Source organism: Ensifer sp. 2TAB8, assembly GCF_052115125.1.
Classification (GTDB): Bacteria; Pseudomonadota; Alphaproteobacteria; order Rhizobiales; family Rhizobiaceae; genus Ensifer.
The window spans coordinates 36,241-57,918 of record NZ_JBFRGB010000035.1 but is presented as its reverse complement, the minus strand read 5'-3'; the positions used below and the strand labels follow the sequence as shown (position 1 = coordinate 57,918).

General features: G+C 64.5%; 23 protein-coding genes. 11 read left to right on the top strand and 12 right to left on the bottom strand.

The genetic code is table 11. From position 1 onward, the window contains the following. Window positions 1-411 precede the first annotated feature (411 nt). From AB4Z53_RS32510 to AB4Z53_RS32490, 5 genes are all read right to left on the bottom strand, one after another. Window positions 412-534: a hypothetical protein gene (locus tag AB4Z53_RS32510; RefSeq protein ID WP_268906696.1), complete on the bottom strand. Its 123-nt coding sequence runs from the start codon at window positions 532-534 to the stop codon at window positions 412-414. A gap of 299 nt (window positions 535-833) precedes the next feature. Continuing rightward, the gene (locus AB4Z53_RS32505) at window positions 834-1,067 is read right to left on the bottom strand and encodes a hypothetical protein (protein ID WP_113540489.1); all 234 of its coding nucleotides are present in this window, start codon (window positions 1,065-1,067) and stop codon (window positions 834-836) included. A 355-nt stretch (window positions 1,068-1,422) separates the two neighbouring features. Next, window positions 1,423-1,842, bottom strand: coding sequence for a hypothetical protein (locus tag AB4Z53_RS32500; protein WP_441599419.1), 420 nt, complete (start codon window positions 1,840-1,842; stop codon window positions 1,423-1,425). A 430-nt stretch (window positions 1,843-2,272) separates the two neighbouring features. Beyond that, the gene (locus tag AB4Z53_RS32495) at window positions 2,273-4,564 is read right to left on the bottom strand and encodes a mechanosensitive ion channel domain-containing protein (RefSeq protein ID WP_441599417.1); all 2,292 of its coding nucleotides are present in this window, start codon (window positions 4,562-4,564) and stop codon (window positions 2,273-2,275) included. Between the two features lie 352 nt (window positions 4,565-4,916). Continuing rightward, entirely contained in the window at window positions 4,917-5,690 is a 774-nt protein-coding gene (locus AB4Z53_RS32490) for an SDR family oxidoreductase (protein WP_441599415.1), read from the bottom strand. Window positions 5,691-5,981: 291 nt separating this feature from the next. On the opposite strand from AB4Z53_RS32490, the gene AB4Z53_RS32485 reads away from it, so the two are divergent. Then, complete coding sequence (locus AB4Z53_RS32485; RefSeq protein ID WP_441599413.1) at window positions 5,982-6,884, top strand: LysR family transcriptional regulator; 903 nt, start codon at window positions 5,982-5,984, stop codon at window positions 6,882-6,884. A gap of 27 nt (window positions 6,885-6,911) precedes the next feature. Here AB4Z53_RS32485 and AB4Z53_RS32480 read toward each other — a convergent pair whose 3' ends face one another. Together AB4Z53_RS32480 and AB4Z53_RS32475 are read right to left on the bottom strand one after the other, a co-directional pair. Next, a complete protein-coding gene (locus AB4Z53_RS32480) occupies window positions 6,912-7,409 on the bottom strand; it encodes a hypothetical protein (protein WP_441599412.1) in 498 nt (165 codons plus the stop codon). Window positions 7,410-7,615: 206 nt separating this feature from the next. Then, window positions 7,616-7,759 (bottom strand): hypothetical protein, encoded by a 144-nt coding sequence (locus tag AB4Z53_RS32475; RefSeq protein WP_441599410.1) that lies wholly within the window; start codon window positions 7,757-7,759, stop codon window positions 7,616-7,618. 332 nt (window positions 7,760-8,091) lie between these two features. Here AB4Z53_RS32475 and AB4Z53_RS32470 point away from each other — a divergent pair, with 332 nt between their 5' ends. Beyond that, window positions 8,092-8,358: a hypothetical protein gene (locus tag AB4Z53_RS32470; protein ID WP_162768933.1), complete on the top strand. Its 267-nt coding sequence runs from the start codon at window positions 8,092-8,094 to the stop codon at window positions 8,356-8,358. A 251-nt stretch (window positions 8,359-8,609) separates the two neighbouring features. Here the strand turns inward: AB4Z53_RS32470 and AB4Z53_RS32465 are convergent, their stop codons facing one another. Beyond that, window positions 8,610-9,314 (bottom strand): SDR family oxidoreductase, encoded by a 705-nt coding sequence (locus tag AB4Z53_RS32465; protein WP_291156999.1) that lies wholly within the window; start codon window positions 9,312-9,314, stop codon window positions 8,610-8,612. A 125-nt stretch (window positions 9,315-9,439) separates the two neighbouring features. Between AB4Z53_RS32465 and gcvA the strand changes: the two genes are divergently transcribed. Next, a complete protein-coding gene (gene gcvA, locus AB4Z53_RS32460; protein WP_441599409.1) occupies window positions 9,440-10,348 on the top strand; it encodes a transcriptional regulator GcvA in 909 nt (302 codons plus the stop codon). Here gcvA and AB4Z53_RS32455 read toward each other — a convergent pair. Next, window positions 10,305-10,928: a putative immunity protein gene (locus AB4Z53_RS32455; protein WP_441599407.1), complete on the bottom strand. Its 624-nt coding sequence runs from the start codon at window positions 10,926-10,928 to the stop codon at window positions 10,305-10,307. The two genes, gcvA and AB4Z53_RS32455, sit on opposite strands and share 44 nt — an antisense overlap. An 86-nt stretch (window positions 10,929-11,014) precedes the next feature. Further along, on the bottom strand, window positions 11,015-11,668 hold the full coding sequence (locus AB4Z53_RS32450) for a glutathione S-transferase family protein (RefSeq protein ID WP_113540498.1): 654 nt from the start codon (window positions 11,666-11,668) through the stop codon (window positions 11,015-11,017). Window positions 11,669-11,907: 239 nt separating this feature from the next. On the opposite strand from AB4Z53_RS32450, the gene AB4Z53_RS32445 reads away from it, so the two are divergent. The 3 genes from AB4Z53_RS32445 to AB4Z53_RS32435 all read left to right on the top strand — a co-directional run bounded on the left by AB4Z53_RS32445 (window position 11,908) and on the right by AB4Z53_RS32435 (window position 14,229). Further along, the gene (locus AB4Z53_RS32445; protein ID WP_113540499.1) at window positions 11,908-12,333 is read left to right on the top strand and encodes a DUF7674 family protein; all 426 of its coding nucleotides are present in this window, start codon (window positions 11,908-11,910) and stop codon (window positions 12,331-12,333) included. 149 nt (window positions 12,334-12,482) lie between these two features. Further along, window positions 12,483-12,965 (top strand): transcription elongation factor GreA, encoded by a 483-nt coding sequence (gene greA / locus AB4Z53_RS32440; RefSeq protein WP_113540500.1) that lies wholly within the window; start codon window positions 12,483-12,485, stop codon window positions 12,963-12,965. 235 nt (window positions 12,966-13,200) lie between these two features. Beyond that, complete coding sequence (locus tag AB4Z53_RS32435; protein ID WP_441599404.1) at window positions 13,201-14,229, top strand: DUF3095 family protein; 1,029 nt, start codon at window positions 13,201-13,203, stop codon at window positions 14,227-14,229. Between the two features lie 64 nt (window positions 14,230-14,293). On the opposite strand, the gene AB4Z53_RS32430 is transcribed toward AB4Z53_RS32435, so the two are convergent. Further along, window positions 14,294-14,782: a MarR family winged helix-turn-helix transcriptional regulator gene (locus tag AB4Z53_RS32430; protein WP_441599402.1), complete on the bottom strand. Its 489-nt coding sequence runs from the start codon at window positions 14,780-14,782 to the stop codon at window positions 14,294-14,296. A gap of 155 nt (window positions 14,783-14,937) precedes the next feature. On the opposite strand from AB4Z53_RS32430, the gene AB4Z53_RS32425 reads away from it, so the two are divergent. From AB4Z53_RS32425 to dapA, 5 genes are all read left to right on the top strand, one after another. Further along, window positions 14,938-15,333 carry an Ohr family peroxiredoxin gene (locus AB4Z53_RS32425; RefSeq protein WP_441599400.1) on the top strand — a complete coding sequence of 132 codons (396 nt, stop codon included), beginning with the start codon at window positions 14,938-14,940 and terminating at the stop codon, window positions 15,331-15,333. 237 nt (window positions 15,334-15,570) lie between these two features. Next, complete coding sequence (locus AB4Z53_RS32420; RefSeq protein WP_113540503.1) at window positions 15,571-16,026, top strand: (2Fe-2S)-binding protein; 456 nt, start codon at window positions 15,571-15,573, stop codon at window positions 16,024-16,026. 4 nt (window positions 16,027-16,030) lie between these two features. Then, window positions 16,031-18,184, top strand: a complete 2,154-nt coding sequence (locus tag AB4Z53_RS32415) for a molybdopterin cofactor-binding domain-containing protein (protein ID WP_441599398.1) — start codon at window positions 16,031-16,033, stop codon at window positions 18,182-18,184. A gap of 2 nt (window positions 18,185-18,186) precedes the next feature. Beyond that, complete coding sequence (locus AB4Z53_RS32410; RefSeq protein WP_441599396.1) at window positions 18,187-18,828, top strand: Isoquinoline 1-oxidoreductase subunit; 642 nt, start codon at window positions 18,187-18,189, stop codon at window positions 18,826-18,828. Between the two features lie 293 nt (window positions 18,829-19,121). Continuing rightward, window positions 19,122-20,033 carry a 4-hydroxy-tetrahydrodipicolinate synthase gene (dapA, locus tag AB4Z53_RS32405; protein WP_441599395.1) on the top strand — a complete coding sequence of 304 codons (912 nt, stop codon included), beginning with the start codon at window positions 19,122-19,124 and terminating at the stop codon, window positions 20,031-20,033. 114 nt (window positions 20,034-20,147) lie between these two features. On the opposite strand, the gene AB4Z53_RS32400 is transcribed toward dapA, so the two are convergent. After that, on the bottom strand, window positions 20,148-21,599 hold the full coding sequence (locus AB4Z53_RS32400) for a CYTH and CHAD domain-containing protein (RefSeq protein WP_441599393.1): 1,452 nt from the start codon (window positions 21,597-21,599) through the stop codon (window positions 20,148-20,150). Between the last annotated feature and the right edge of the window lie 79 nt (window positions 21,600-21,678).

Below are 21,678 nucleotides of genomic sequence, written 5' to 3'. Positions count from 1 at the left end.
GCGTCCTCGCGGCAACAATGGCTCGATCCGAGCCCACTCCGCATCGCTCAACCAGGTCAACTGCCGCTGCTTCATCAAGGCCTCCAACTCCAAGACCTTGAATCACAATTTGGCAGAACCCGGAATCCCTATTGAGTACAGACCCTAGGGCGGGAAGGTCGGCCAAGCCGTTCCCGCTGCTATCCAGAGACRCACATAGGGAATGCGGCCGCCGGAGCGGTCAGAGGTTTGGCAGCAATGACGGCGCGAAACGATTGCATGCGGCGATGATTGCAGAAGACGGAGGTCGCTGCAAGACGGAATAAAACCTATGCGGGAGCCAAACGTCAGATTTCGCGGGGGCGAATTTGCGGGTGCGAGTACGTCCGCCTTGTCGGGAGCGGGTTGCGAAGAAGGGCTGCGGCGGCGCCATTACAGCGCGGCCAGTTCCTCGGCCGTTGCGACGATCTGGTGGTTGCCGAGCGAGTGGTCGGCATACTTGAACGCCAGTATGCTCATGACCGATGCGAAAAGTGCTACCAGGATGATACGCATTGGGGCGCTCCGAGCTCTTCCTGCCTGACCATGATCCTTCGCTGTGTCAGGCGTTGACCGAACCGGAACCGCTGCCCCGGCTGAAAGGCCTTTGGCCTTTGTGTGCTTCTTCTAGCAAGGGGAGAGGTCGTGCGTTGTTCCCGCGGGGACAGGGCGCAAGGGAAGAGACCGGGCGGCCACGCCTTGCCGCCGGATGCGCTTGTGGTCTGCCGCGATGGAGCGAGGAGGGCTGGTCCGTGCCTCACCTCCAAGAGGCGCGTGGGAACTCAGGGCGACCAGGCCGCCCTGAGCGCGGCGCATTAGCCGGCGTACGTCTTTCCTTTGGTCGGTCCGCCGTTGTTGCTTGGGCCGTTGCCGTTCCTGTTCGTGCTGTAGCCGGGGTTACGGTTTGGCCCCACGGCCAGTTCGATCGTTTGCTCCGTCGTGAGAACGGTCTTCTCTTCGGTCGGCACGGCAAAGCCGGCCTGGGGCACGGCCGCGAAGGCGGACGTCGCGAAGGCGAGTGATATCGCAGTGGCAAGGATGGTTTTCATGGGCAGTCTCCTCAGTTCGATCCACGCGCAGCAAGCGCGGGATCGCTTGGGCCTAGATGTTCTGGCGACCGCGCGACATACGGCACTTGCCGTAGTTCGTGAGTAGCAAGACCCGCGAAATTTCGGGATGGTTACGGGAGGGTTGAAGGTGGTGGCCACAAGGCGCGTGGTGATCCGTGGCGAGCGCCTGGTGCTATTTCCTACAACACTGCGCGTCCTATCAGACGCGCCACCGGCGCTGTTGCGCTTTGAATTGCTGCATGTTTTGCCCTTTGATCGGGCGACCAAAGTATATGCCTCTCAGGTGGGTTATGTGAAGGTTGCAGCCGTCGCCGGCGCCAGCCTGGAAGCCCGGCTACGGTGTTTGGTGGCGCAACAGCAGCGTGCCAAGCCGCGGGTACCTGCGCAGCACCAACTCGATTGCGACGCCGCCATAATCGCGCCCCTCGAAGATGCCGACTTCCTCGCAGGTGCCGCAATATGTTCGGCTTTCGCCATAGCCAAGCGAACATTCACGCTCGGGGCAGGTGATCTCAAGTTCGCGCTTCCCCTTGCCGAACTTGAAGGTCATCTTGCTTTCGGCGGACGGGGTGAATTCGCACGGTTTCTCGACGAAACAGGCGACCTCGCCTGCCACGGGATCCTCACCATCCAGCATCAGCGCATAGTGCAGCGCGTAGGTGGGCGGTTCGGCGTGGACGGTGGCCAAAGGCAGAAGCGAAAGGGCAAGGGCAGACAGGGCTAGAGCAGACGGGGCGAGGCGCATGGATCGCATCAGGCAACATCCTCGGGGCAGCGGCAACATGACAGCATCGGCAGGGTGCCGCAGCGCCTGAGCCTCGTCTGTTGTGCTTGAGGTAATGCAACAATGATGTCAAAACTGTAGCGGGCTCTGGCCATCGGATGCTCTTTTTGCTTGCGTGGCCTTGCTTGTCCCGATCGGCCCTATTTGGCCGGCTTGTCGAGCGAAATGAACCGCGATTTTGCGGGGGGCAGCCAGCCGATCCCATTGTCGCGTTCCATCGGCAGCAAGCCGGATGACCTGGCCTGTGCCTTAGGTTCCATCGACCGTGAAAATACATGCCGCTCAAGCTGTGGAAGGAGTTGTCGCTGACAGGGCTCAGGCTTTGCTTGATGGCGAGGCCACGCTGACACCAGCCCGCGACGGCGCAGGAAGTCTGTCACCGCATCGCGCGGACTGGCCGTTACCCCTCCGCGTCGGCCGCCTCTGCCGCCGCCGGCTTCTTTGCCAGTGCCAAGTTTGCCGCTGCCGCCTCGGCTTCCGCGGCACCGGCAGCGCCCGAGCGTACGGTCACGGCGTTGGAGGCGAGGTCGAGGCCGGCTTCGCGCAGTGCCGGCAGCAGTCGCTTCATCGCCTCGCGCTGAAGGATGCTGGGGTTTCCGGGCCTTGCGGTGAACTTGAGGCGGACGACGAGGGAGTTCTCGGTGACGTCCTGGATGCCCTGCATCTTCAAGGGCACGAGGAACTCGCCGCCGATCTCGGGATCCTCCAGCATGGCGAGACCGACCTTCTTGATGGTCTTGCGGATCTTTTCGGGGTCGGCGTCGCGTTCGAATTTCAGCTCGAACTTCACGGTGCTCCAGTCGCGGCTGAAATTGGTCACCGCCTGCAGCTGGCCGTAGGGGATGGTGTGGATCTGGCCGTTCTGGTGGCGGAGCCTCAGCGACCGCAGCGAGATGCGCTCGACCGTGCCCTTGAGCTTGCCGGTATCGACATATTCGCCGACGCGGAAGGCATCGTCGGCGATGAAGAAGATGCCGGAGACGACATCCTTCACCAGCGTCTGCGAGCCGAAGGAAAGGGCGAGGCCCAGCACGCCGAAGCCTGCGATGAGCGGTGCGATGTTGATGCCGAGCGCCGAGAGGATGACGAGGCTTGTGACCGCGAAGATGCCGCCGAAGATGAGGTTGCGGACGAGCGGCAGGATGGTCGACAGCCGGCTTGCCTGATGAGCGATCGTCTCCTCTTCGCTGTCGCCGGGCATGGCGACGCGGGCCGACGGCGAAAACGCCTCGAAGCTTCGCCAGAGGAAGCTGCAGATCACCCAGGCGACGACGACCGCAAGGCTGATGCGCTCGAGGATGACGATCCAGCCGATGGCAGCGGCAGTGTCGTCCCGGATCATCACAGGGCGCCAGAGCTCGATGATGATATGCAGGCCGATCAGCCAGGTGGCGCCGGCAAGCGCCGTCTGGATGCTGCCCGAAATCGCCGCATGCAGCCTGGAGGAGGCGGGCGTGCGGCGGCGCTCGGCTGCGGCACCGGCCAGCGAATGAATGCCGAAGGCGAGGATCGGCAAGGCGAGCAGGATGATCTGCGTGGTGCCGCCGGCAAAGCTCCAGGCGGCGCTGTTGGGGCTGCCGGCGACGATGACGCTCATCAGCCAGAGCACGATGGCGCTCAAGGCATAGAACTCCGGCACGCCGAAGGCGATGGCCCGGCGCACGGGGCCGGGGTTCTGGCCGGCAAAGAGTGCGCGGATATCGCCGCTGCCCGCAATGAACCAATGGAGTTTCACCAGCGTCAGGATGCTCACGCCGATCAGCAGCCAGCCGTCGGTGGCGGCGAGCTCCAGCCCGCGCTGGTGGGCAAAGCGCACGCTGGCGCCGACGACGGCGCCGAGCGCGCCATAGGCGGCCAGCATGGTGGCGTGAAAGCGCGGATGGGCGATGTCGAGCAGCCGGATCTCGGGCCGGGTGGGTGCGAAGAGGAAGCGGGCACCGACCGCATAGGCCGCGGAGACGACGCCGATGGTAACGAGCGCGTGGGCAAGCTCTGCCGAGGCCGTGCCCGGCGCGAGGAACAGGCGGGTGAGGCTATGGGCGATGACGGCGAAGATCACCAGATAGGCGATGTCGAGGCCGAGCCGGATCAGCGAGGCGCGCATGCGGTGCAGGAGATCCACCACCTCGAAAGAGGCGCCGAAGAGCCGGTGAATGAGGGACCGGCTGGCAAAGGCGGCGGCAAGCCCCGCGGCAATGGCGAGCACAGCAATGGCGGCGACGGAGACGACCGACCAGCCCTCGGCGCGGATGCCTGCCGCGACGTCAGCCATCACCCCGGCAATGCCGGACATGCCCGTAAGGCCCATCTGCAAGCCATTGAGAAAACGCGCAGAAAGCGTGTCGAAGGAATCTTCGGGGCTTGCCGAGGGAGCGCTTTGCGGGGTCGCTGCCGCGCCGCTTTCGACAGCCGTCGGTGAAGCGACTTCGGCCGTCGGCGCGCCGGCTGCACTTCCGGGTTTCGTCGCGTCGCCTGCTGCCGCCGGGCCTGTCGCGTCACGCCATTCGACCGTGACCGGCCCGCCGGCCTTCGCCGCGGCCCTAAGCGTCTCCTCGATCTCGGCTGCACTTTGGCCGGGCGTGAGAATGACGGTGATCGGCGGTGGCGTCTCGGCGAAAGCGGGCAGGGCGATCGCCAGAAGCAGCGCGAGCATCGCCGGCAGGAGACGGCAGAAGAAAGAGACACGCACCATTTAATTCATCCAACAAGATCGGTTTTGCGCCGTGCGGCTTTACGCATCACATTACATAACGTTCTAAAATTCCAATCGTATTTTGAGCGACAGGACCTCGCAGCGGCTGCCGCGCTCTTCGGGTTTAGCCCCGGGACCAACTCTCGCCGCTAACGGGGAGAGACGCTGGGCGCACGTTCGAATGCAAACCTCACCCTCTCGTGGTCCGGCTTCGGATTTGGCAAATCCGGCGCCGCTTGTGCCTTCTCACCGTGGAAACGGGGAGAAGGTGCCGGCAGGCGGATGAGGGGCTACTCCCTTACGGATGAAATTCCCTCACCGCGCGGATGGGGGCCTCACCGCGAGCATAAGACTACTTCGTCGTGTAGCCGCCGTTCACCAGGATCGTCTGGCCGGTCATCCACCAGCCGTCGGAGACGAGGAAGCGGATATAGGGGACGATATCCTCGATGTCGGTGAGGCCGGTCTTGGAGAAGCCGGAGAGGGCGGACGTGGTCTTGTGGTAGGCGACGGCGTCGGCGCCTTCGGCCGGGTAGAAGAAGGGCGTATCCATCGGGCCCGGACCGATGGCGGTGACGGAGATGCCGCGGGTGCCGAATTCCTTGGCGGCCGCACGGGTGAAGTGCTCGACCGGCGCCTTGGTGCCGGCATAGGCCGCGTAGAAGGGCGTGAAGGCGCCCAGCAGCGAGGTGACGAGCGTGCAGACCTTGCCGTTGTCGCTGACGTTTCTGCCCGCTTCGCGCAGGAAGAGGAAGGCGGACTTGGAGTTGACCGCGCTCATCTCGTCATATTCCGCCTCGCTGATCTCGACGAAGGGCTTCTTCAAGACCTTGCCGACGGTGTTGACGGCGATGTCGATGCCGCCGAGCGCCGCCTTGGCATCGGCAAAGAGCTGCTCGACATTGGCGGCGCGGGTGAGATCGCCGGAAAAGGCGTGGGCCGCGGCACCGGTCGCCTTGATTGCCGCCACCGTTTCTTCCGCGGCCGCCCTTGTGGCGGCGCTGTTGTAGTGGATCGCGACGCCGCGGGCGCCGTGTTCGGCGAGATCGCGCGCCAAGAGGCCGCCGAGGTTCTTCGCGCCACCGGCGATCAGAACGGATTTACCCTTGATGCTGTGGTCTGCCATGGTCGTCTCCTTTATCGGCCGCTTGCTGCGGCCGGTTTGCGGGCGAGCGTGGGCTCCGGCGCAAGAGGTGCGCAGGTCCCCGGTGTGTTCTGGCGGTCTGTTCGATGCCAGGTGACCGTCCAGGTGCCGCATGCCGAGTTTCAAATCGCGCGGGCCTTGCCGCCGCCCGTACGAGAGGTCAGGGCAACGACAGGCATCGCAGGGTTGAGAATATCGTCCGCTCTGCTGGTATAAAGCTGCCGTTCGTGACATGACTTGTCAGATTAGACGAACAATGGCTTTTGGATCGGCATGGACAGGATCGAGCTTTTCCGCATCTTCACCCGTGTCGTCGAAAGTGCGAGCTTTACCCGCGCGGCCGATACGCTGGGCCTGCCGCGCTCCTCTGTTTCGGCGGCGGTGCAGACGCTCGAAACCCGGCTCGGCACGCGGCTGCTGCACCGCACGACCCGCAAGGTGGCGCCGACACAGGATGGCGCGGCCTTCTACGAGCGCTGCCTGCGGCTGATTTCGGATATGGACGAGGCGGAGAACCTGTTTCGCCGCGATACGAGCGGCCCGAGCGGGCGATTGCGCGTCGACCTGCCGAGCCGCATCGGCCGGCTGATCGTGGCGCCGGCGCTGCCGGAGTTTCTCGACCGTTACCCCGGCATCGATATCGATCTCGGCATGACCGACCGGGCGGTGCACCTGATCGAGGAGAGCGTCGACTGCGCGCTGCGCGTCGGGCCGCTTGCCGATTCTGGCCTGATCGCCCGGCCGTTCGGCACGCTGCGGCTGATCAATGTCGCAAGCCCCGACTATCTTGAGCGCCATGGCACGCCGAAGACGCCCGCCGATCTCGCCGAACATTTCGCGGTCAACTATGCCTCGCCCTCGAGTGGTCGGGTGGAGGACTGGGAGTGGATAGAAGGCGGTGCGGTGCGCACGGTTGCCGTTGCCGGCCGGGTCAGCGTCAACAGCGCCGAGGGCAGCATCGCCTGCTGCCTTGCCGGCCTCGGTCTCATCCAGATTCCGGCCTATGACGTGATCGACCACTTGAAGGAAGGGCGCCTCGTGGAGGTGATGCCCGACCATAACGCCGCGCCGATGCCGATGGCGCTGCTCTACCCGCACCGCCAGCACCTGTCGCGCCGGCTGAAGGTGTTTGCGGATTGGCTGGAAGCGCTGATGCGGGGCGTGATTGCGGCGTGAGGGGCGTGCTGGCGTGGTTCGCGTGCCCTAGCTGATCGTCTGCATGCAGCGTCGACCGTTCCACGGCAGGAAGTCCGATCCGCCGGCGTTCCATCTGCCGGTGAATTCGGAGAAATCCGGCGTGAACGTCACGACCAGCTGGCCGTAGCCGTATTTGTCGCGCCACATGAAGGTTCGGGTGAGATCGCTGCCGTCGCCATCGTCGCCGGTCTCGGCAAGCTCGCCCTCGACGGCGTTGCCCTGATCGGAGAACATGTATTTCCCGATGACGGTGCCGCTGGCATCGGTCTCGAAGTGCGTTTGGGCGTCCGACAGGGCGCCGGCGGAGGAAAGTTGGCCGCAATAGGTTCCCGAAGGCGCACGGCTTGTCTCGCCCGCCGTCGCGGCATGGGCAAACGTGGCTGCGAGCAGGGTTGCGGCGGTCCATGAAATCGTTGCTGTCAACGCGGCACCTTTGCGTGTCGGGCATGTTGCGGCTGCGTCGCCACGCGGCAGCGACTCGCGCCCGCTGCCATGGGCGGTCATTGCCGCCTCAAAATCAAGATGCTCATGTATTCCTTGCCGGAGCGCTCACCACGCCGTTGCCGAAAGGGCGGACTTTCCCGACCGCGGGAACCGCCAGCAGGCAAGCGCCTGAGAGGCAGAAGACCGCCTTTAAGGCTCCCCGGCGGCCTCTCGCGCTTGCGGCGACTGGCCGGGCTCAGCGGGCAGTTCATCCCTCTTCCTGAATTTTAGTTTTCCTGAACCGATACGCCATCCTGGCCGATCTTGATTTCGACGCCCGGCTTCGTCTCCTCCTGGTAGATATATATGCCGAGGCCGACGACCATGACAGCGAGCAGGGCGATGACGAGATAGAGGCCGTTTCGGTTCATTCAGGGCTCCTGTGTTCGGTTTTGTCAGGGAAATAGGAGCTTCATCAGGAAAGACAACAGGATAGCGGCTGAACGCGACGGCCGAAGCCGTCCTCGGTCTTTCCTTGTTCGGGTCTGCGGGGCACCTGGATTTGGCGCCAGGGGCGGTCGATGGTGGCGTTTACGGCACTCATGCGTCCATCGCCAAAGCCGTCCTGACGGCTCGTCTCCACCTTGCGCCCAGGAGCGGTTGAGCCGCCGCTTTTCGTCTGGCGATGGGGTGGAAGGGGCATGTCGTTGGGGACCGGACAGGACCGGGGATTCGTGTGCGGCATCACGTCGCTACGTGCGGCATGATCTGGACGATTCAACCTGCCGTGGTCATGATGGGCAAACACAAGGAGGCTCTGATGATTTCTCGCATCGTCGCTTTTCTTCGCCCGGTCAGTGTCGCGGCCACGATTGTCATGGCAGCCATTGCGATCCTGTGCTTTTGGGGATTTCAGATCGTATCCTGGGAGACCCTTTGGAAGTTGTTCTTTTCCTACCTCGCCCTGATGATCGCCTCGTCGCTTATTTGTTACATCGACGACCCGAAGCGGCTGACTGGCCGCGGCTGATCTCGTCGGAGCTAGGGGTGCGAACGCTGCCCGGACCCTGGTGATCCTGCCTTAGAGCCAACCGCAAGCCCGACCAGCGATCCTCAAGGCCGAAGCCGGTGGTTTCCTGCCGGGAGCTAAGGATTGCCGCATGACCGACCCCCTTATTGAGGAAGTCTCCGGCTTCGTAAAAAGGCGGATCCGGGCGGTGGTTGCCCGGACCTCGTTTTCCTGTCGAGCGCTGTGCGTCACGATGAACGCACAAGGGACGCTCACACCGAGCGCGTCAGGCCGCCGTCCACCTTCAGGTTCTGGCCGGTGATGTAGCCGGCGCCTTCGGAGGCGAGGAAGGCGACGGTGGCGGCGACTTCGGCGCTGGTGCCGTAGCGCTTCATCGGCACGGCGTCGCGGCGCTCTTCGGTTGCCGGCAGGCTGTCGATCCAGCCGGGCAGCACGTTGTTCATGCGCACATTGTCGCCCGCATAGGTGTCGGCGAAGATCTTGGTGTAGGAGGCAAGGCCGGCGCGGAAGACGGCCGAGGTCGGGAACATCGCCGACGGCTCGAAGGCCCAGGCGGTGGAGATGTTGACGATCGAGCCGGCCTTCTGCTTCTGCATGATCGGCGCCACGAGGCGGACCGGGCGGATGACGTTCATCAGGTAGACGTCGAGGCCGGTGTGCCACTGCTCGTCGGTGATCTCGAGGATCTGGGCGCGCGGGCCGTGGCCGGCGCTGTTGACCAGCACGTCGATCCGGCCCCATTTTTCCATGGTCAGGTCAACCAGGCGCTTGAGGTCGTCGTTCGACTGGTTGGAACCGGTGACGCCGATGCCGCCGAGTTCAGCGGCCAGGGCCTCGCCCTTGCCCGAGGAAGAGAGGATCGCGACCTTGAAGCCATCGGCGGCAAGACGCTTTGCGCTCTCTGCCCCCATGCCGCTGCCGCCGGCGGTGATAACGGCTACTTTTTCTACTGCCATGTGTCCATTCTCCTCGTCGCATTCAGGATGATGCCGGATTTTGCGGCTCTCGTGATTGAAATACCATCTCCTTCATGCGACGACGAGAAAGTTTCGCTTTCAAGTGGCAGTAGAAAAACTATCGGATGAGTGACGCACCGGGAAAGCTGCCCTCGTTGAATGGGCTGAAAGCGTTCGAGGTGGCGGCACGCCATCTGAACTTTCGGCTTGCGGCCGAGGAGCTGGGCGTCACGCAAGGGGCGGTCGCCCAGCAGATCCGCGGACTGGAGGCCGAGCTCGGCGTCAAGCTCTTCGAACGGCTGCCGCGCATGCTGGCGCTGACGGGCGAGGGACGGGCCTATATCGCCGACGTCCGTCGGGCGCTCGACATCATTGCGCGGGCGACCGATGGGCTGAAGCCGCAGCCGGTGCGGCTGACGATCAGCACCACGCCATCCCTTGCCTCGAAATGGCTGATCCCGCGCCTGCCGGATTTCACCGCACGCCATCCCGATCTCGACCTGCATATTCTTGCGACCGATCGCATGTCGAATTTCCAGGCCGATGGCGTGGACCTGGCGGTGCGCTACGGGCGGCCGCCCTTCGGGCCGGGGCTCGCGGTGGAACTGCTCTTCGAGCAGGAGATCGTCGCGGTCTGCAGCCCGATGCTGATGGCCGGCCGGCCGGTGCCCGAGACGGCGGACGAGCTTGCCGGCTACACGCTGCTGCACGATGCGCACAATTTCTGGCCGGAGTTCATCGAGCGGCATTTCGGCGGCAGCCGGCAGGCCTCGTTCAAGGGCATCAGCTTCAACCAGACCTCGCATGCGATCGAGGCGGCGATCGCCGGGCAGGGCATCGTGCTCGCCAATGGCGATTTCGTTGCGCAGGACATCGCTGAAGGCCGGCTCATCCGTATTTTCGCGGGGTCGATGTCCGGGCCCTCGGATTTCTATCTGGTCTGGCCGCGCTACCGCAAATCCCCGCAGTTGCAAACGGTGATCGCCTGGATCAGCGAGGAAGCGGGCAAGGCGCGGGCGCACGCCTCGGTGTGATCTCGCGCTTGGCTCTGGTCTCTGGTCTCTGGGCTCTGGGCCTGGTCAGGGGGCGCAGGGCAGTATCGAGCCGGTAGAGCAGTGTGTGAAAGGCGCCTTTGCTGGGCTTGCGCCCCGGCATCTTGCCGATGATGCGCCGGATGTCCTGCGATGCAGCAGCGATCGCGGAGCGCAGCTCGGTCTCCATGCTGAAGGCTTGGTCTTCCGCGCCGAGCGAGAGAGCCTGGATGGCATAGGCGGCGGGGCCGAGGATGTGGTTGATCTGATGCGGCGTTTCGATCGGGTGGGTGTAGGGCGCACCGGCAGCGGCAATCGCCGCGCGGGCGGCCGCCTTGGCGGCGGGATCGTCAACCGCGCGCGCCGCCGCTTGGGCGCTCCAGGCCGCCTTGCGCAAGGTCGCGGTGCGCGGGCCCCCTTCAGCAAAGGCGAGGGCCGCGGCAATCGCCTCGCCCGGGCGACTGTCGCCCGGCACCGCCGCCTCGAAGAGCGGAAGCGCGCGTTCGGCGCAGAGGATCGCCCAGCGGGTGATGTGGCGCAGATCGTCTTCAGTCAGGAGCGGCGCGGGGGCTTCGTCGGTCATTGGATGCGACTTCGGTGTGCTGACGGGGCGGCAGGTCCAACGGAAAGCCGGCGGTTTTGTTCACCGGACTGACGTCTCCGGGAGGCTCAGCGCTCCCAGCCCTCCGTAAACGGAAAGCGTTCCGCCCACAGGGCCGAAAGCCTGGGATCGGCGTCGACGCGGCGGATCGGTTCTGCGAGCGCGGGCGCGACCTGATAGAAGCGCCGCCGGCCGGGCGACCAGCGCGAGGCGGTGGCCACATAGAGGTCGAGCACCGACAGTTCCTCGCCGAGCAGGTATCTGCCCGGGCGCAACTGCGCCTCCATCCGCTCCCAGCAATGGGCGACGCGGTCGAAGATACGCGCCTTCACGGCCTCGTGGTCCTCGGCCTTTTCGACGATCCGCGAGGGATTGTCGGCGATCCAGTAGAGGGCATAGATGGCCGAGGATACGAAGGTCATCCACCGCAGGAATTCCGGTCGCACCGGGTCTGTCGGTGCCGGCGCGAGCCGTCCGTCGGGATGGGCATCGGCCAGCCAGATCAGGATCGCCGCACTTTCCGTCATCAGCTCTCCCGTCGGCAGCACCAGGGCGGGAACCTGCGCCAGGGGATTGATGCGGGCGAGCCGGCTTGCTTCCTCTTTTCCCGCCCAGGGGGCATGTTCTTCCACGCGATAGGGCAGGTTGAGAAGGCGAAGGGTTGCCTCGATCGGAACGGATCCGGAGCCTGATGCTCCATAGACGACAAACGGCTCGGCCAACGATTTTTCTCCCTGCATGACGCAGACCGGGACTCAAAGGTCCGGCCGCTTCCATTCCATACTCCGGGTTGTCGCATGGATCATCGCCTTCGCGCTATAGGCGATACTCTTGATTTGTGCGGGGAACCGGGTGCCGGCTCGGCGGGTGGGCAGACACGGCTTACGGCCGCACTGGGACCGTGCAATTCCGATCGGGAGCGTGGCTTGCGCCAGGCGCTCAACATGGGCAGGACGACGCGATGCCAAAGGAAAGTACCGACGCACCTTCGTTCGAGTTCGACCGCTCGAACATGTTTGAGCCGCTTCTGCGGGCCGACCCGTCCTTTGGCGAAACGTGGGCGGCGTTCCAGGAAGAATACCGTGACGACGACCATCCGCCGCTTTACCTGGCTTTGGCGGAGCTGGCCCGCCACCTGATCAGGAAACTGGAGGCCGGTGACACGCGCCGGTTCGGGGCCGTTTTCGATGTGGTCGAACGCTGGCACACCAACGGCGACGGCTATGTCAGGGAGGCGGCAACGATGGGGCTTCTCGAGGATTTGCAGAACGCAAACCTTCACCGCGAGACCAGACCTGACGACTTTGTGCGATGGCTTGGGCCGGAAAGTCTCGTCTGGTGGGTTCGGGTTCGCGAATTCTGGACGCTTGGAAAACCAATGGCTTGAGCGCCTGGGGCAAGCGAAAGGGGGCGTGAGCGCCTTTCTTCTCGCACGGATCAGGCGGAAATGGCTATAGTGTTGCTCGGCGGGGAACGGAGCGATATTGCACCTGCCGCCGAGTTGCATCGAGCCATACCGCTACGGAGTTCCAGAGATTGAGCGTTGCCTTCACCAAGGAAGAGAGTGCCGAAACCGCCGCCGAGACACTGTTGCCGGATCGTCCGATTTCGCCGCATCCGAACCTGGTGACGGAGGCCGGGCTGAAGGCGCTGGAGGCGCAGATGCAGGAGGCACGGGTCGCCTATGAGGCGGCGGCCACGATCGACGACGTGAACGAGAAGCGCCGGCAGCAGGCAGGCCCCTTGCGCGACGCGCGCTATCTCACCGAACGGCTGCGCACCGCCCAGCTGATGCCGGAACCGGTTTCAACCGAGGTCGTCGCCTTCGGCAGCACGGTCACCTTCAGCCGCGACGACGGGCGGGTGCAAAAGTACCGGATCGTCGGCGAGGACGAGGCGGATCCGAAGGCCGGGTCGATCTCCTATGTCTCGCCGGTCGCCCGGATCCTCATGGGCAAGGCGGTCGGTGACGTCATGAGCGTCGGCGATCAGGAACTCGAAATCACCGCGATCGCCTGAAAGCCATTTCCGAAAACGGTTGAGGGTGGTTTCCACCCGGGCTGCGCCGTTCCAGATGGCCATGGCCACCGGAAAGAGAAGCGTACATCCATGATTATCGTATGCGATTTAATTGCCTCCTATTGACATTGGTATGGGTCAGTATTTATATCGCATCCGATTTAATGCTGCGGCATGGCCGTGGATGGACAACGACACCGGGCCGCTCCAGGCGCCGTCGGCAAGGAAGAAGCGCATGCACAGCAGCGACGCTCAACACGCTCAGGCCTATCGCGAGTTTACGCACGTGCTCGATCCCAAGGTCTATGAGCCGCTGCCCGGCGACTGGCTGATCGGGATCACCGATGTGGTGAATTCGACCGGGGCGATCCGGGCGGGGCGCTATGAGGACGTCAATTACACCGGCGCCTCGGCGATTGCCGCCATCGGCAATGCCTGGGGCAATTTCGATTTTCCCTTCGTCTTTCGCGGCGATGGCGCGGCCTTTGCCCTGCCGCCGGAGGGGGCTGCGACCGCGGCCACGGCGCTGCGGCAGGTTGCGGCCTTCGTGAAGGATCGGTTTGGTCTGGATCTTCGTATCGGCCTGCTGACGGTTCAGGAGATCCGTGCCGGCGGGCAGGACGTGCGGATCGCCCGCTACGCCGCTTCGGACGTCGCCACTTACGCGATGTTTGCCGGCGGCGGGCTCAAATGGGCGGAGCAGCAGCTGAAGAAGGGGCATTATCGGCTGCAGCCGGAGATGGATGGCGGCGAGCCCGATCTCACGGGGCTCGCCTGCGAATGGCGGCCGTTTGCGAGCCGGCAGGGCCAGATCCTGTCACTGCTGGTCGAGCCCACCGACCGCGTGTCGCCGGAGCGCTTTTCGGCTCTCGCCAGAGATGTCATCGCGGTTTTCGACGAAGGGCCGCGGCAGTCGCATCCGCTGCCGAGCGCAATGGGCGTGCCGAAGGACGAGCGCGTGCGGGTTGCGCCCGAGCGCTGGGCGGGCGTTGCCGCCAATTCGGACTTCCGCAAATATGATGACGGCCTGCGCCTGACGGTTGATTGCGCGGTCGAGCAGATCGACCGGGTCGAAGCGATCCTGGTTGCCGCGCGGGCACGGGGCGAGGTCATCTTCGGGCTGCACCGGCAAAGCCACGCGCTGATGACCTGCCTGGTGCCATCGGCCCGGCCCGATGCGCATCTGCATTTTCTCGATGGCATGGATGGCGGCTTTGCCAAGGCGGCGGAGATGATGGATCCGCGCAAGCGTCTGAGCGCCTAGCACGACGAAGCTGCGCGACGCTGCGGGATGCGCTCAGGCATCCCGGCCGCCGCCATCATTCCCTCTATTCTTTCCGTGAACCCGGCTGCGTGGCGCCGAGCAGGTTGTCACGCAGCTTGGCGACAGACTGCTGCACTGTCGCAAAGTCATCGCCCAGGCCAATCGCGTCGGTCAGTGCCGCGCCAGGGTCGGCATCCACGAGCGCCTGGCCGGCGGGTGTCAGGGTGAGGCGCACCTGCCGCTCATCCGCGGGATCGCGCCGGCGCTGCAGGTAGCCGTCGGCCTCGAGCTTCTTCAGGATCGGCGTCAGCGTATTCGATTCCAGGAAGAGCTTTTCGCCGAGCATGCTGACCGTCTGGTCGTCCTCTTCCGAGAGCGCCACCAGGGTCACGTATTGGGTATAGGTCAGCCCCAGCTTGTCGAGCAGGGGCTTGTAGGCGCGGCCAAAGGCGAGGTTTGCGGAATAGATCGCGAAGCAGAGGAAGTTGGAGAGCTTCCTGCCGCCCTTGGCAGGCTTGGTCTGTGGGCCTTTCGCTGTCTTGGAGCCGGGCATGGGGGTGTCCTTTTTTCTCTTTCCGTATCTGCACTTAATATAAATCGCATCCGATTAAATCGCAATAGTGTTGACGGGATGTTCGGCTTCATCTATATACATCGCATCCGATTGAAGCGGATACGCTTTAAATATCAAGCAGAGAGGAAAATGACATGACCGAGAAGCTCCTTTTCACCGRCAAGACCCACAACACCGGCGGCCGCGACGGCGGCACCGTGAGCCAAGATGGTATCTTGGAACTGAAGCTGTCGCAGCCGCATCCGGCCGCGGAAAACCTGTTCGGCGCCGCCTGGTCGGCCTGCTACATCGGCGCGATCGAGCTTGCTGCGCTGCAGCGCAAGGTGAAGCTCCCGGCCGGTCCGGAGGTCGACACCGAGATCGATCTCAACGTCAACGACGGGTCCTACTTCCTGCGCGCACGCCTGAATGTCCGCCTGGAAGGCCTCGACCGCGACGTCGCCGAGGAAATTGTCCACGCCGCTCATGGCATCTGCCCGTATTCGAAGGCGGTTCGCGGCAATATCGACGTCGAGACCAATCTCCTCTGATTTCGCCTGAAAGATTCTCTTTGATTATCATCGGGATGTGCCGCCCTGGATCACCAGCCGCGGCGCATCCCGATACCGTTTCGGGGCAGCGTTGTTCCTCGGTGCGAGACGCCAGCGTATGACCGGCGGCGCGGTCTCCCGGCCGGACTTCACGGGATTGTAATTTGGCCGATCGTCAACCCTGTTGTTATTTTCGCGCCTTCGCATGTACAGGGGACGGCTCCGGCCGATGGTGTCATGCCTTACAATCTCACTGTGAATGGTCAGAACTATGCCGTCGATGTGGACGGCGATATCCCGCTCCTTTGGGTCCTGCGCGACACGATAGGCCTTACCGGAACCAAGTTCGGCTGCGGCATCGCCATGTGCGGCGCGTGCACGGTGCATGTCGACGGCCAGGCGGTGCGCTCCTGCGTGATGCCGGTTTCGGAAGCGGCCTCCGCGGCGATCACCACGATCGAGGCAATCGGCGACACAGCCGAGGGTGCGCGGGTGCAGAAGGCCTGGCTCGAGATCGACGTGGTGCAGTGCGGCTACTGTCAGTCCGGGCAAATCATGTCTGCGGCCGCGCTCATTGCTGCCAATTCGCAGCCGACGGACGCCGACATCGATGCAGTGATGGCCGGAAACATCTGTCGTTGCGGCACCTATCCGCGCATTCGCGCCGCCATCAAGCTGGCAGCAAAGGGGTGATGCGATGTCCATTTTCGACAGGGYCGACTTTGCCGTATCCCGCCGCCAGCTTCTGATCGGCGCAACGCTGACAGGGGCGGGGCTGATGGTCGGCCTCAGGCCGCCCACGGCCGCCGCCGCAACCGAACCGTTCGCGCCGAATGCCTTCATTCGCATTCCGCCCGAAGGCAAGATCACCTTCGTCATGCCCTCCGTGGAAATGGGGCAGGGCATCTACACCGCGGTCGCGATGATGCTCGCCGAAGAGCTGGAGGTCGACCTCGATCAGGTGGTGCTGGAACATGCGCCCGCCGATCCAAAGCAATATGCCAATCCGCTGCTCGGCGACCAGATCACCGGCGGCTCGCTCGCCATCCGAGGCATCTACGAGCAGATGCGCAAGGCGGGTGCCACGGCCCGCATCATGCTGGTTGGCGCTGCGGCGCGCAATTGGGGCGTTTCGCCCGACGCCTGCAAGGCCGAGGCGGGCCATGTGGTCGAGACGACCGGCAGCCGGCGCGCGGCCTACGGCAGCCTGATCGCGGCCGCGGCATCGCAGGCCGTTCCACAGGAGGTGCCGCTGAAGCCAGCATCCAGCTACCGGGTGATCGGCAAGCCGGTGCGCCGCCTCGACAGCCCGGAAAAAGTCAATGGCACGGCGAAATTCGGCATCGACGCCCGGCCGCAAGGTGTGTCCTACGCGGCGATCGCGATCTGTCCGCACTTCAACGGCAAGCTGCGCGCGGTCGACGAGGCCCCGGCCATGGCAGTCAAGGGCGTCTCCCAAGTGGTGCGGATCGAGGAGGCCGTCGCCGTCGTCGCCAACAATACCGGGGCTGCGCGAAAAGGGCTGGCGGCGCTTGCGATCGAATGGGATCCGGGGCCGAGCGCCTCGGTCTCGCAGGACGAGCTTGAGCGCCGCATGGACGAGGCAATCGGCGGCAACGCCTTGCCGCATGTCGACGAAGGCGATGTTGCCAAGGCCGAGGCCGAGCACGGGCCGGTGCACGAATTCATCTACCGCATGCCGATCCTCACCCATTCCGCCATGGAGCCGATGAACTGCACGGTGCATGTGAGGCCGGATGGTTGCGACGTGTGGGTTGGAACGCAGATCATGAGCCGGGCAAGACAGGCGGCGGCCGATGTCACCGGCCTGCCGGTCGAAAAGGTCGTGGTGCACAACCACCTGCTCGGCGGCGGCTTCGGACGGCGGCTCGATGTCGACGGCGTGATCCTGGCGACGAAGATCGCCAAACAGGTGAATGGTCCGGTCAAGGTGACCTGGAGCCGCGAGGAGGACATCCGCCACGACTGCTATCGCTACCTCAACTACAGCAAGGTCACCGCGACGCTCGGGCCCGACGGCATGCCCGTCTCCTGGCGGCACCGCGTCATAGGTCCCTCTGTGATGGCGCGCTGGCTGCCGGCCTTCACCAAGGGCGGGGTGGACCTCGACCAGATGGGCGGGGCGGAAACACCCTATTCGATCCCGAACAAGCAGACCGATTTTGCGCGCCACGAGGCGCCCGACGGCATGCTGACCGGCAACTGGCGCGGCGTCGGAGCGACGCGCAACGTGCCGCCGGTCGAGTGCGGCATCGACGAACTGGCTGAGGTGGCCGGCATCGATCCGCTCGAATATCGAAGGCGGTTGCTGCAGCACAAGCCCAGGCTTCTTGCCGCGCTCAACCTCGCCGCCGAAAAAGCAGGCTGGTCCGCGGTGCTTGCGAAAGGCAAGGGGCGGGGCATTGCGATTGCCGAGGATTTCGGCAGTTTCGCTGCAATGATCGCCGAAGTCAGCCTTGGTGAAAACGGCCAATTGAAGACCGACCGGATCGTCTGCGCCGTCGATTGCGGCCAGGTCATCAACCCGGACACGGTGGAGGCGCAGATCCAGAGCGGCGTCGTCTATGGATTGAGTGCTGCGCTCTACGGCCGCATCACGGTCGAAAACGGCGCCGTGGTCGAGGGCAATTTCGACGATGCGCCGGTCCTGCGCATCCATGAGACGCCGGCGATCGAGGTGCATATCGTGCCGAGTTCGGAAGCGCCGGGTGGCATAGGGGAGGTCGGAACGCCGGGTGTGGCGCCGGCGCTTCTCAACGCGATCTACATGGCGACGGGCAAGCGGCTGAGAACGCTGCCGATAAACCAGACCGATTTGCGGAGGGTGTGACCATGTTCAGGCGAACACTTGCGCTTCCGCTTGCCGCCGCTCTGGCCGTCGGCGGTCTTATTGCCGTCTTCGATCCGATCAGCGGTTACGCCGAAACACCCGGTGGCGGTGCGTTGAAGCCGGCCGCCGAGTTCTCTTCGATTGCCGATGCCAGCGCGCGCTCGAAGGCGATCTTCGCCGAGGCGAGCCGGGTGCTGACGCATCCGCGCTGTATCAACTGCCACCCGGCAACACGCAGCCCTACTCAGGGCGAGGACATGCACCCGCATGTGCCGCTGATGATCGCCGCCGATAGCTCGATGGGGCCGGCCGGCCTTGCCTGCAGCGCCTGCCACGGCGCGGAGAACCGCCAGATCGTCGGCAGCCGCCTCAAATCCATACCCGGCAACGCCCATTGGCAACTGGCACCCGAAAGCATGGCGTGGCAGGGCCTGAGCGTTCGCGAAATCTGCGAGCAGGTGAAGGATACGGAGCGCAACGGCAACCGCTCCCATGCCGATCTCGTCAAACACATGGGCGAGGATCACCTGGTCGGCTGGGCCTGGCATCCGGGCGAGGGCCGCAGCGCGCCGCCCGGCTCTCAACCGGAGCTCGCCGCGCTGATCGCCGCCTGGGTGGAGACGGGTGCGGAATGTCCGGACTGAGCGCCAGCTCATGTCCGGACTGAGCCCTGGCTCCTGACCCGTCTGAGCGGCGCATGATATCTGCGCGGCGAAGCCTTCGGTCGCGACTTGACAACAGGCGGGGACTGTTCGACCTTCACCGCCATGATCTGCCGCCTCGCAAAACTGACGACTGTGAAAAAAGCCCCGCTTTCGGGGCTTTCGGTCGTTGCGCGCAGAGCATAGCAAGCACAAGGATCAGATCGACCCCGCCGGTTCGGACGGGGTTTTCGCTTGCGCTCTCCGTCTCCGGGTTTTGAAGGAGATGGAATTTCATGGAAAGCACAGGTTCAACACGACCGCCGGTACCGGGTGGCCTCTGGCTGCCGCTGATCACGCCGTTTCGCGATGGCGAACTCGATGAACGCTCGCTCCGTCGGCTGGTCAGGCACTACGCCGCAGAGCCGATCGACGGCTTCATCCTCGGCGCCACCACCGGCGAGGGCATGGCGCTCGACGAGGGCGAAAGCGAGCGGCTGGTGGCGATCACCCGGGAAATGCTGGCTGCCGTGGGCCGGCGCATTCCGGTCTATTTCGGGCTTTCCGGCAGCGATACGCGAAAGTCGGTGAGGGCGCTTGCGCGCACCGAGGCGTGGGATGTCGACGGCTATCTGATCGCCTGCCCCTATTATACAAGACCGTCGCAGCGCGGACTGTTTGCGCATTTCTCGGCGCTTGCCGATGCCACGGACCGGCCGATCCTGATCTACAACATTCCCTATCGGACCGGCGTCAACCTCGGCAACGAAACGATGCTGCAGCTTGCGGAGCGGAGAAACATCGTCGGGGTCAAGGATTGTTCGGCCGACGCGGCGCAATCCTTCGATCTGCTGCGCCACAAGCCGCAGGATTTTGCGGTGCTGACCGGGGAAGATCCACTGTTTTACACGGCGCTCACCCAAGGGGCGGAAGGCGGGATCACGGCGTCCGCCCATGTGCATACGGCCGCATTTGCCGCCATTCGCAACAGGTTGATTTCAGGCGATCAGCCGGGCGCGCTTGCCGACTGGCAGCGTCTCGCCGATCTGCCGCGGCTGCTCTTTGCAGAGCCGAGCCCCGGGCCCATCAAGCATTGGCTCTGGCGCACGGGGTTGATCGACAGTCCGGAAATGCGTCTGCCGATGGTGCCGGTGAGCGACGAACTGGCAGCGCGGATCGACCGGGCGATGAAGATGCAGGCGTCCTGACCTGGCGGCATCGCCCGACAGCGGCCCGAACGGATGGGGCGTCCTGACCGGAATCACATTTCTCTTTCCCGAAGGACATTGATGTTTTGAGGGCGTTGATCGGCCGAGCGCCGGTCAGCGCCAGAAGCGCTTGGCGTCGATCACGTCGTCGAGGGCGTTCTGCGCGTGATCGATCAGCTTGTCCTTGTCGGTGTGCAGGACCAGCGTTTCGGCATCCGGGTGACCTTCCAGGCCGATCTCGTCGAGCACCTGCGGGCCGGAAACGAGGTCGTTCAGCGTGCCGAGCCGGTCCTGCAGGCCGGTCATGACATCGATGAAGCGCCCGTGGCGCCTGGCGCCGCGCTTGTCGTCAAACAACGTGGCGAAGAACTCGGCGGCATAGCGCAGCTTCTTTGCATCCTTGCGGGCCTCGTGCCGCTGCTCGTCGCTGACCTTGGCCAGCGCGCGGCCGTGTTTCTTGAGCTTACGGCGGGCGCGGTCGAGAACGGCTTCGGCAAAATCGACCACCGGCTTTTCGCGAAGCTCGGCGGGAGCGACCGACAGATAGCCGCCGCAGTGCAGCCACTCATGGAGATCGAGCAGGAGGGCGCGGCCGCGCGCCCCATCCAGCGCCTCGAAGACGTCCGCGTAGCGGGCGCTGCGGGCCGACTTCAAGCGCTCGCGCAGTTCCGGCTCCGGCTGGCGCGTCAGGAGAACGTCGACGTCGCGGGCTCTGCCGAGCACGCCGGCCAACCATTTCAGCTCGCCCTTGAGGCGCTCGCTCTCCGCGTCGCCAAGGATGTCGCGGTAGAGCGAGATGGCCGAACGCAGGCGGCGAAGGGAGACCCGGGCCTGGTGCAGCGCCTCCGGGTTTCGCCGCACGCGCAGCACGTCCTCGTTCAGCCGGTAGTGCCTGAGACAGGCAAGCGCGATGGTGCGGAAGCTCTTCGTCACATACATCTCGCGGTCGAGTTCGACTGGCTCGGCCTTGAAGACGATCTGTTCGGCATCGATCAACTGGAAGCCACGCTCGGCCTTCGACATGACGCCGAAGCGGATGGGAACGATCGCCTCGATCCGCCGGGCAAGGGTGAAGAGCGCCTTCGGGTCGCCGTCCTTCAGCTCGAGCTCGACTTCGCCGACGGCGGTCTGGCGGCTGCCTGAGGTGATCATGCCGCGGTCGAGCACGACTTCGATCCGCGTGCCGTCCTGGTCCACCTCCCAGGTGCTGCGCTCGACCTCGACGGTGAACTGCGGCTCCAGATCGTCGGGCGTCAGATCGAAGACGGCAGCAAGCGGAGTGGTGCGGTCGACGACGGGCTCGTCTGCGGAAAGCGGCTGTTCCCACTCCGGTCGGGCAAAAATCGATGCACCTAGGCCGGTCGCCTTGATTGTCTGGATGCGGGCGGCGCCGAACGTGCGGATGCGCAGGGTGAAGCCCGCCTGGTGAAGGTCACGGGCGCTGGTATCGAAATAGACGGACCGTTGCTCTTCGACGCGCGCCGGCTCACCCAGGAGACCGGACGCGGCGAAGCGGGCAAGATCCTCGGCGGAGAGCGCGAGCTTGAGTTCGATTTCCGTATTCAAACCTTCCTCCATGGGCGCGGGGGCTATGTACCAACGCCATTTGAGCACATCGGTTCATGGTTTGAATGACATGGATCAT

Coding starts and splice junctions, on each gene's coding strand:
- AB4Z53_RS32510 (WP_268906696.1), bottom strand. CDS start 534: ATGCGTATCATCCTGGTAGCACTTTTCGCATCGGTCATGAGCATACTG.
- AB4Z53_RS32505 (WP_113540489.1), bottom strand. CDS start 1,067: ATGAAAACCATCCTTGCCACTGCGATATCACTCGCCTTCGCGACGTCC.
- AB4Z53_RS32500 (WP_441599419.1), bottom strand. CDS start 1,842: ATGCGATCCATGCGCCTCGCCCCGTCTGCTCTAGCCCTGTCTGCCCTT.
- AB4Z53_RS32495 (WP_441599417.1), bottom strand. CDS start 4,564: ATGGTGCGTGTCTCTTTCTTCTGCCGTCTCCTGCCGGCGATGCTCGCG.
- AB4Z53_RS32490 (WP_441599415.1), bottom strand. CDS start 5,690: ATGGCAGACCACAGCATCAAGGGTAAATCCGTTCTGATCGCCGGTGGC.
- AB4Z53_RS32485 (WP_441599413.1), top strand. CDS start 5,982: ATGGACAGGATCGAGCTTTTCCGCATCTTCACCCGTGTCGTCGAAAGT.
- AB4Z53_RS32480 (WP_441599412.1), bottom strand. CDS start 7,409: ATGACCGCCCATGGCAGCGGGCGCGAGTCGCTGCCGCGTGGCGACGCA.
- AB4Z53_RS32475 (WP_441599410.1), bottom strand. CDS start 7,759: ATGAACCGAAACGGCCTCTATCTCGTCATCGCCCTGCTCGCTGTCATG.
- AB4Z53_RS32470 (WP_162768933.1), top strand. CDS start 8,092: ATGATCTGGACGATTCAACCTGCCGTGGTCATGATGGGCAAACACAAG.
- AB4Z53_RS32465 (WP_291156999.1), bottom strand. CDS start 9,314: ATGGCAGTAGAAAAAGTAGCCGTTATCACCGCCGGCGGCAGCGGCATG.
- gcvA (WP_441599409.1), top strand. CDS start 9,440: ATGAGTGACGCACCGGGAAAGCTGCCCTCGTTGAATGGGCTGAAAGCG.
- AB4Z53_RS32455 (WP_441599407.1), bottom strand. CDS start 10,928: ATGACCGACGAAGCCCCCGCGCCGCTCCTGACTGAAGACGATCTGCGC.
- AB4Z53_RS32445 (WP_113540499.1), top strand. CDS start 11,908: ATGCCAAAGGAAAGTACCGACGCACCTTCGTTCGAGTTCGACCGCTCG.
- AB4Z53_RS32435 (WP_441599404.1), top strand. CDS start 13,201: ATGCACAGCAGCGACGCTCAACACGCTCAGGCCTATCGCGAGTTTACG.
- AB4Z53_RS32430 (WP_441599402.1), bottom strand. CDS start 14,782: ATGCCCGGCTCCAAGACAGCGAAAGGCCCACAGACCAAGCCTGCCAAG.
- AB4Z53_RS32420 (WP_113540503.1), top strand. CDS start 15,571: ATGCCTTACAATCTCACTGTGAATGGTCAGAACTATGCCGTCGATGTG.
- AB4Z53_RS32410 (WP_441599396.1), top strand. CDS start 18,187: ATGTTCAGGCGAACACTTGCGCTTCCGCTTGCCGCCGCTCTGGCCGTC.
- dapA (WP_441599395.1), top strand. CDS start 19,122: ATGGAAAGCACAGGTTCAACACGACCGCCGGTACCGGGTGGCCTCTGG.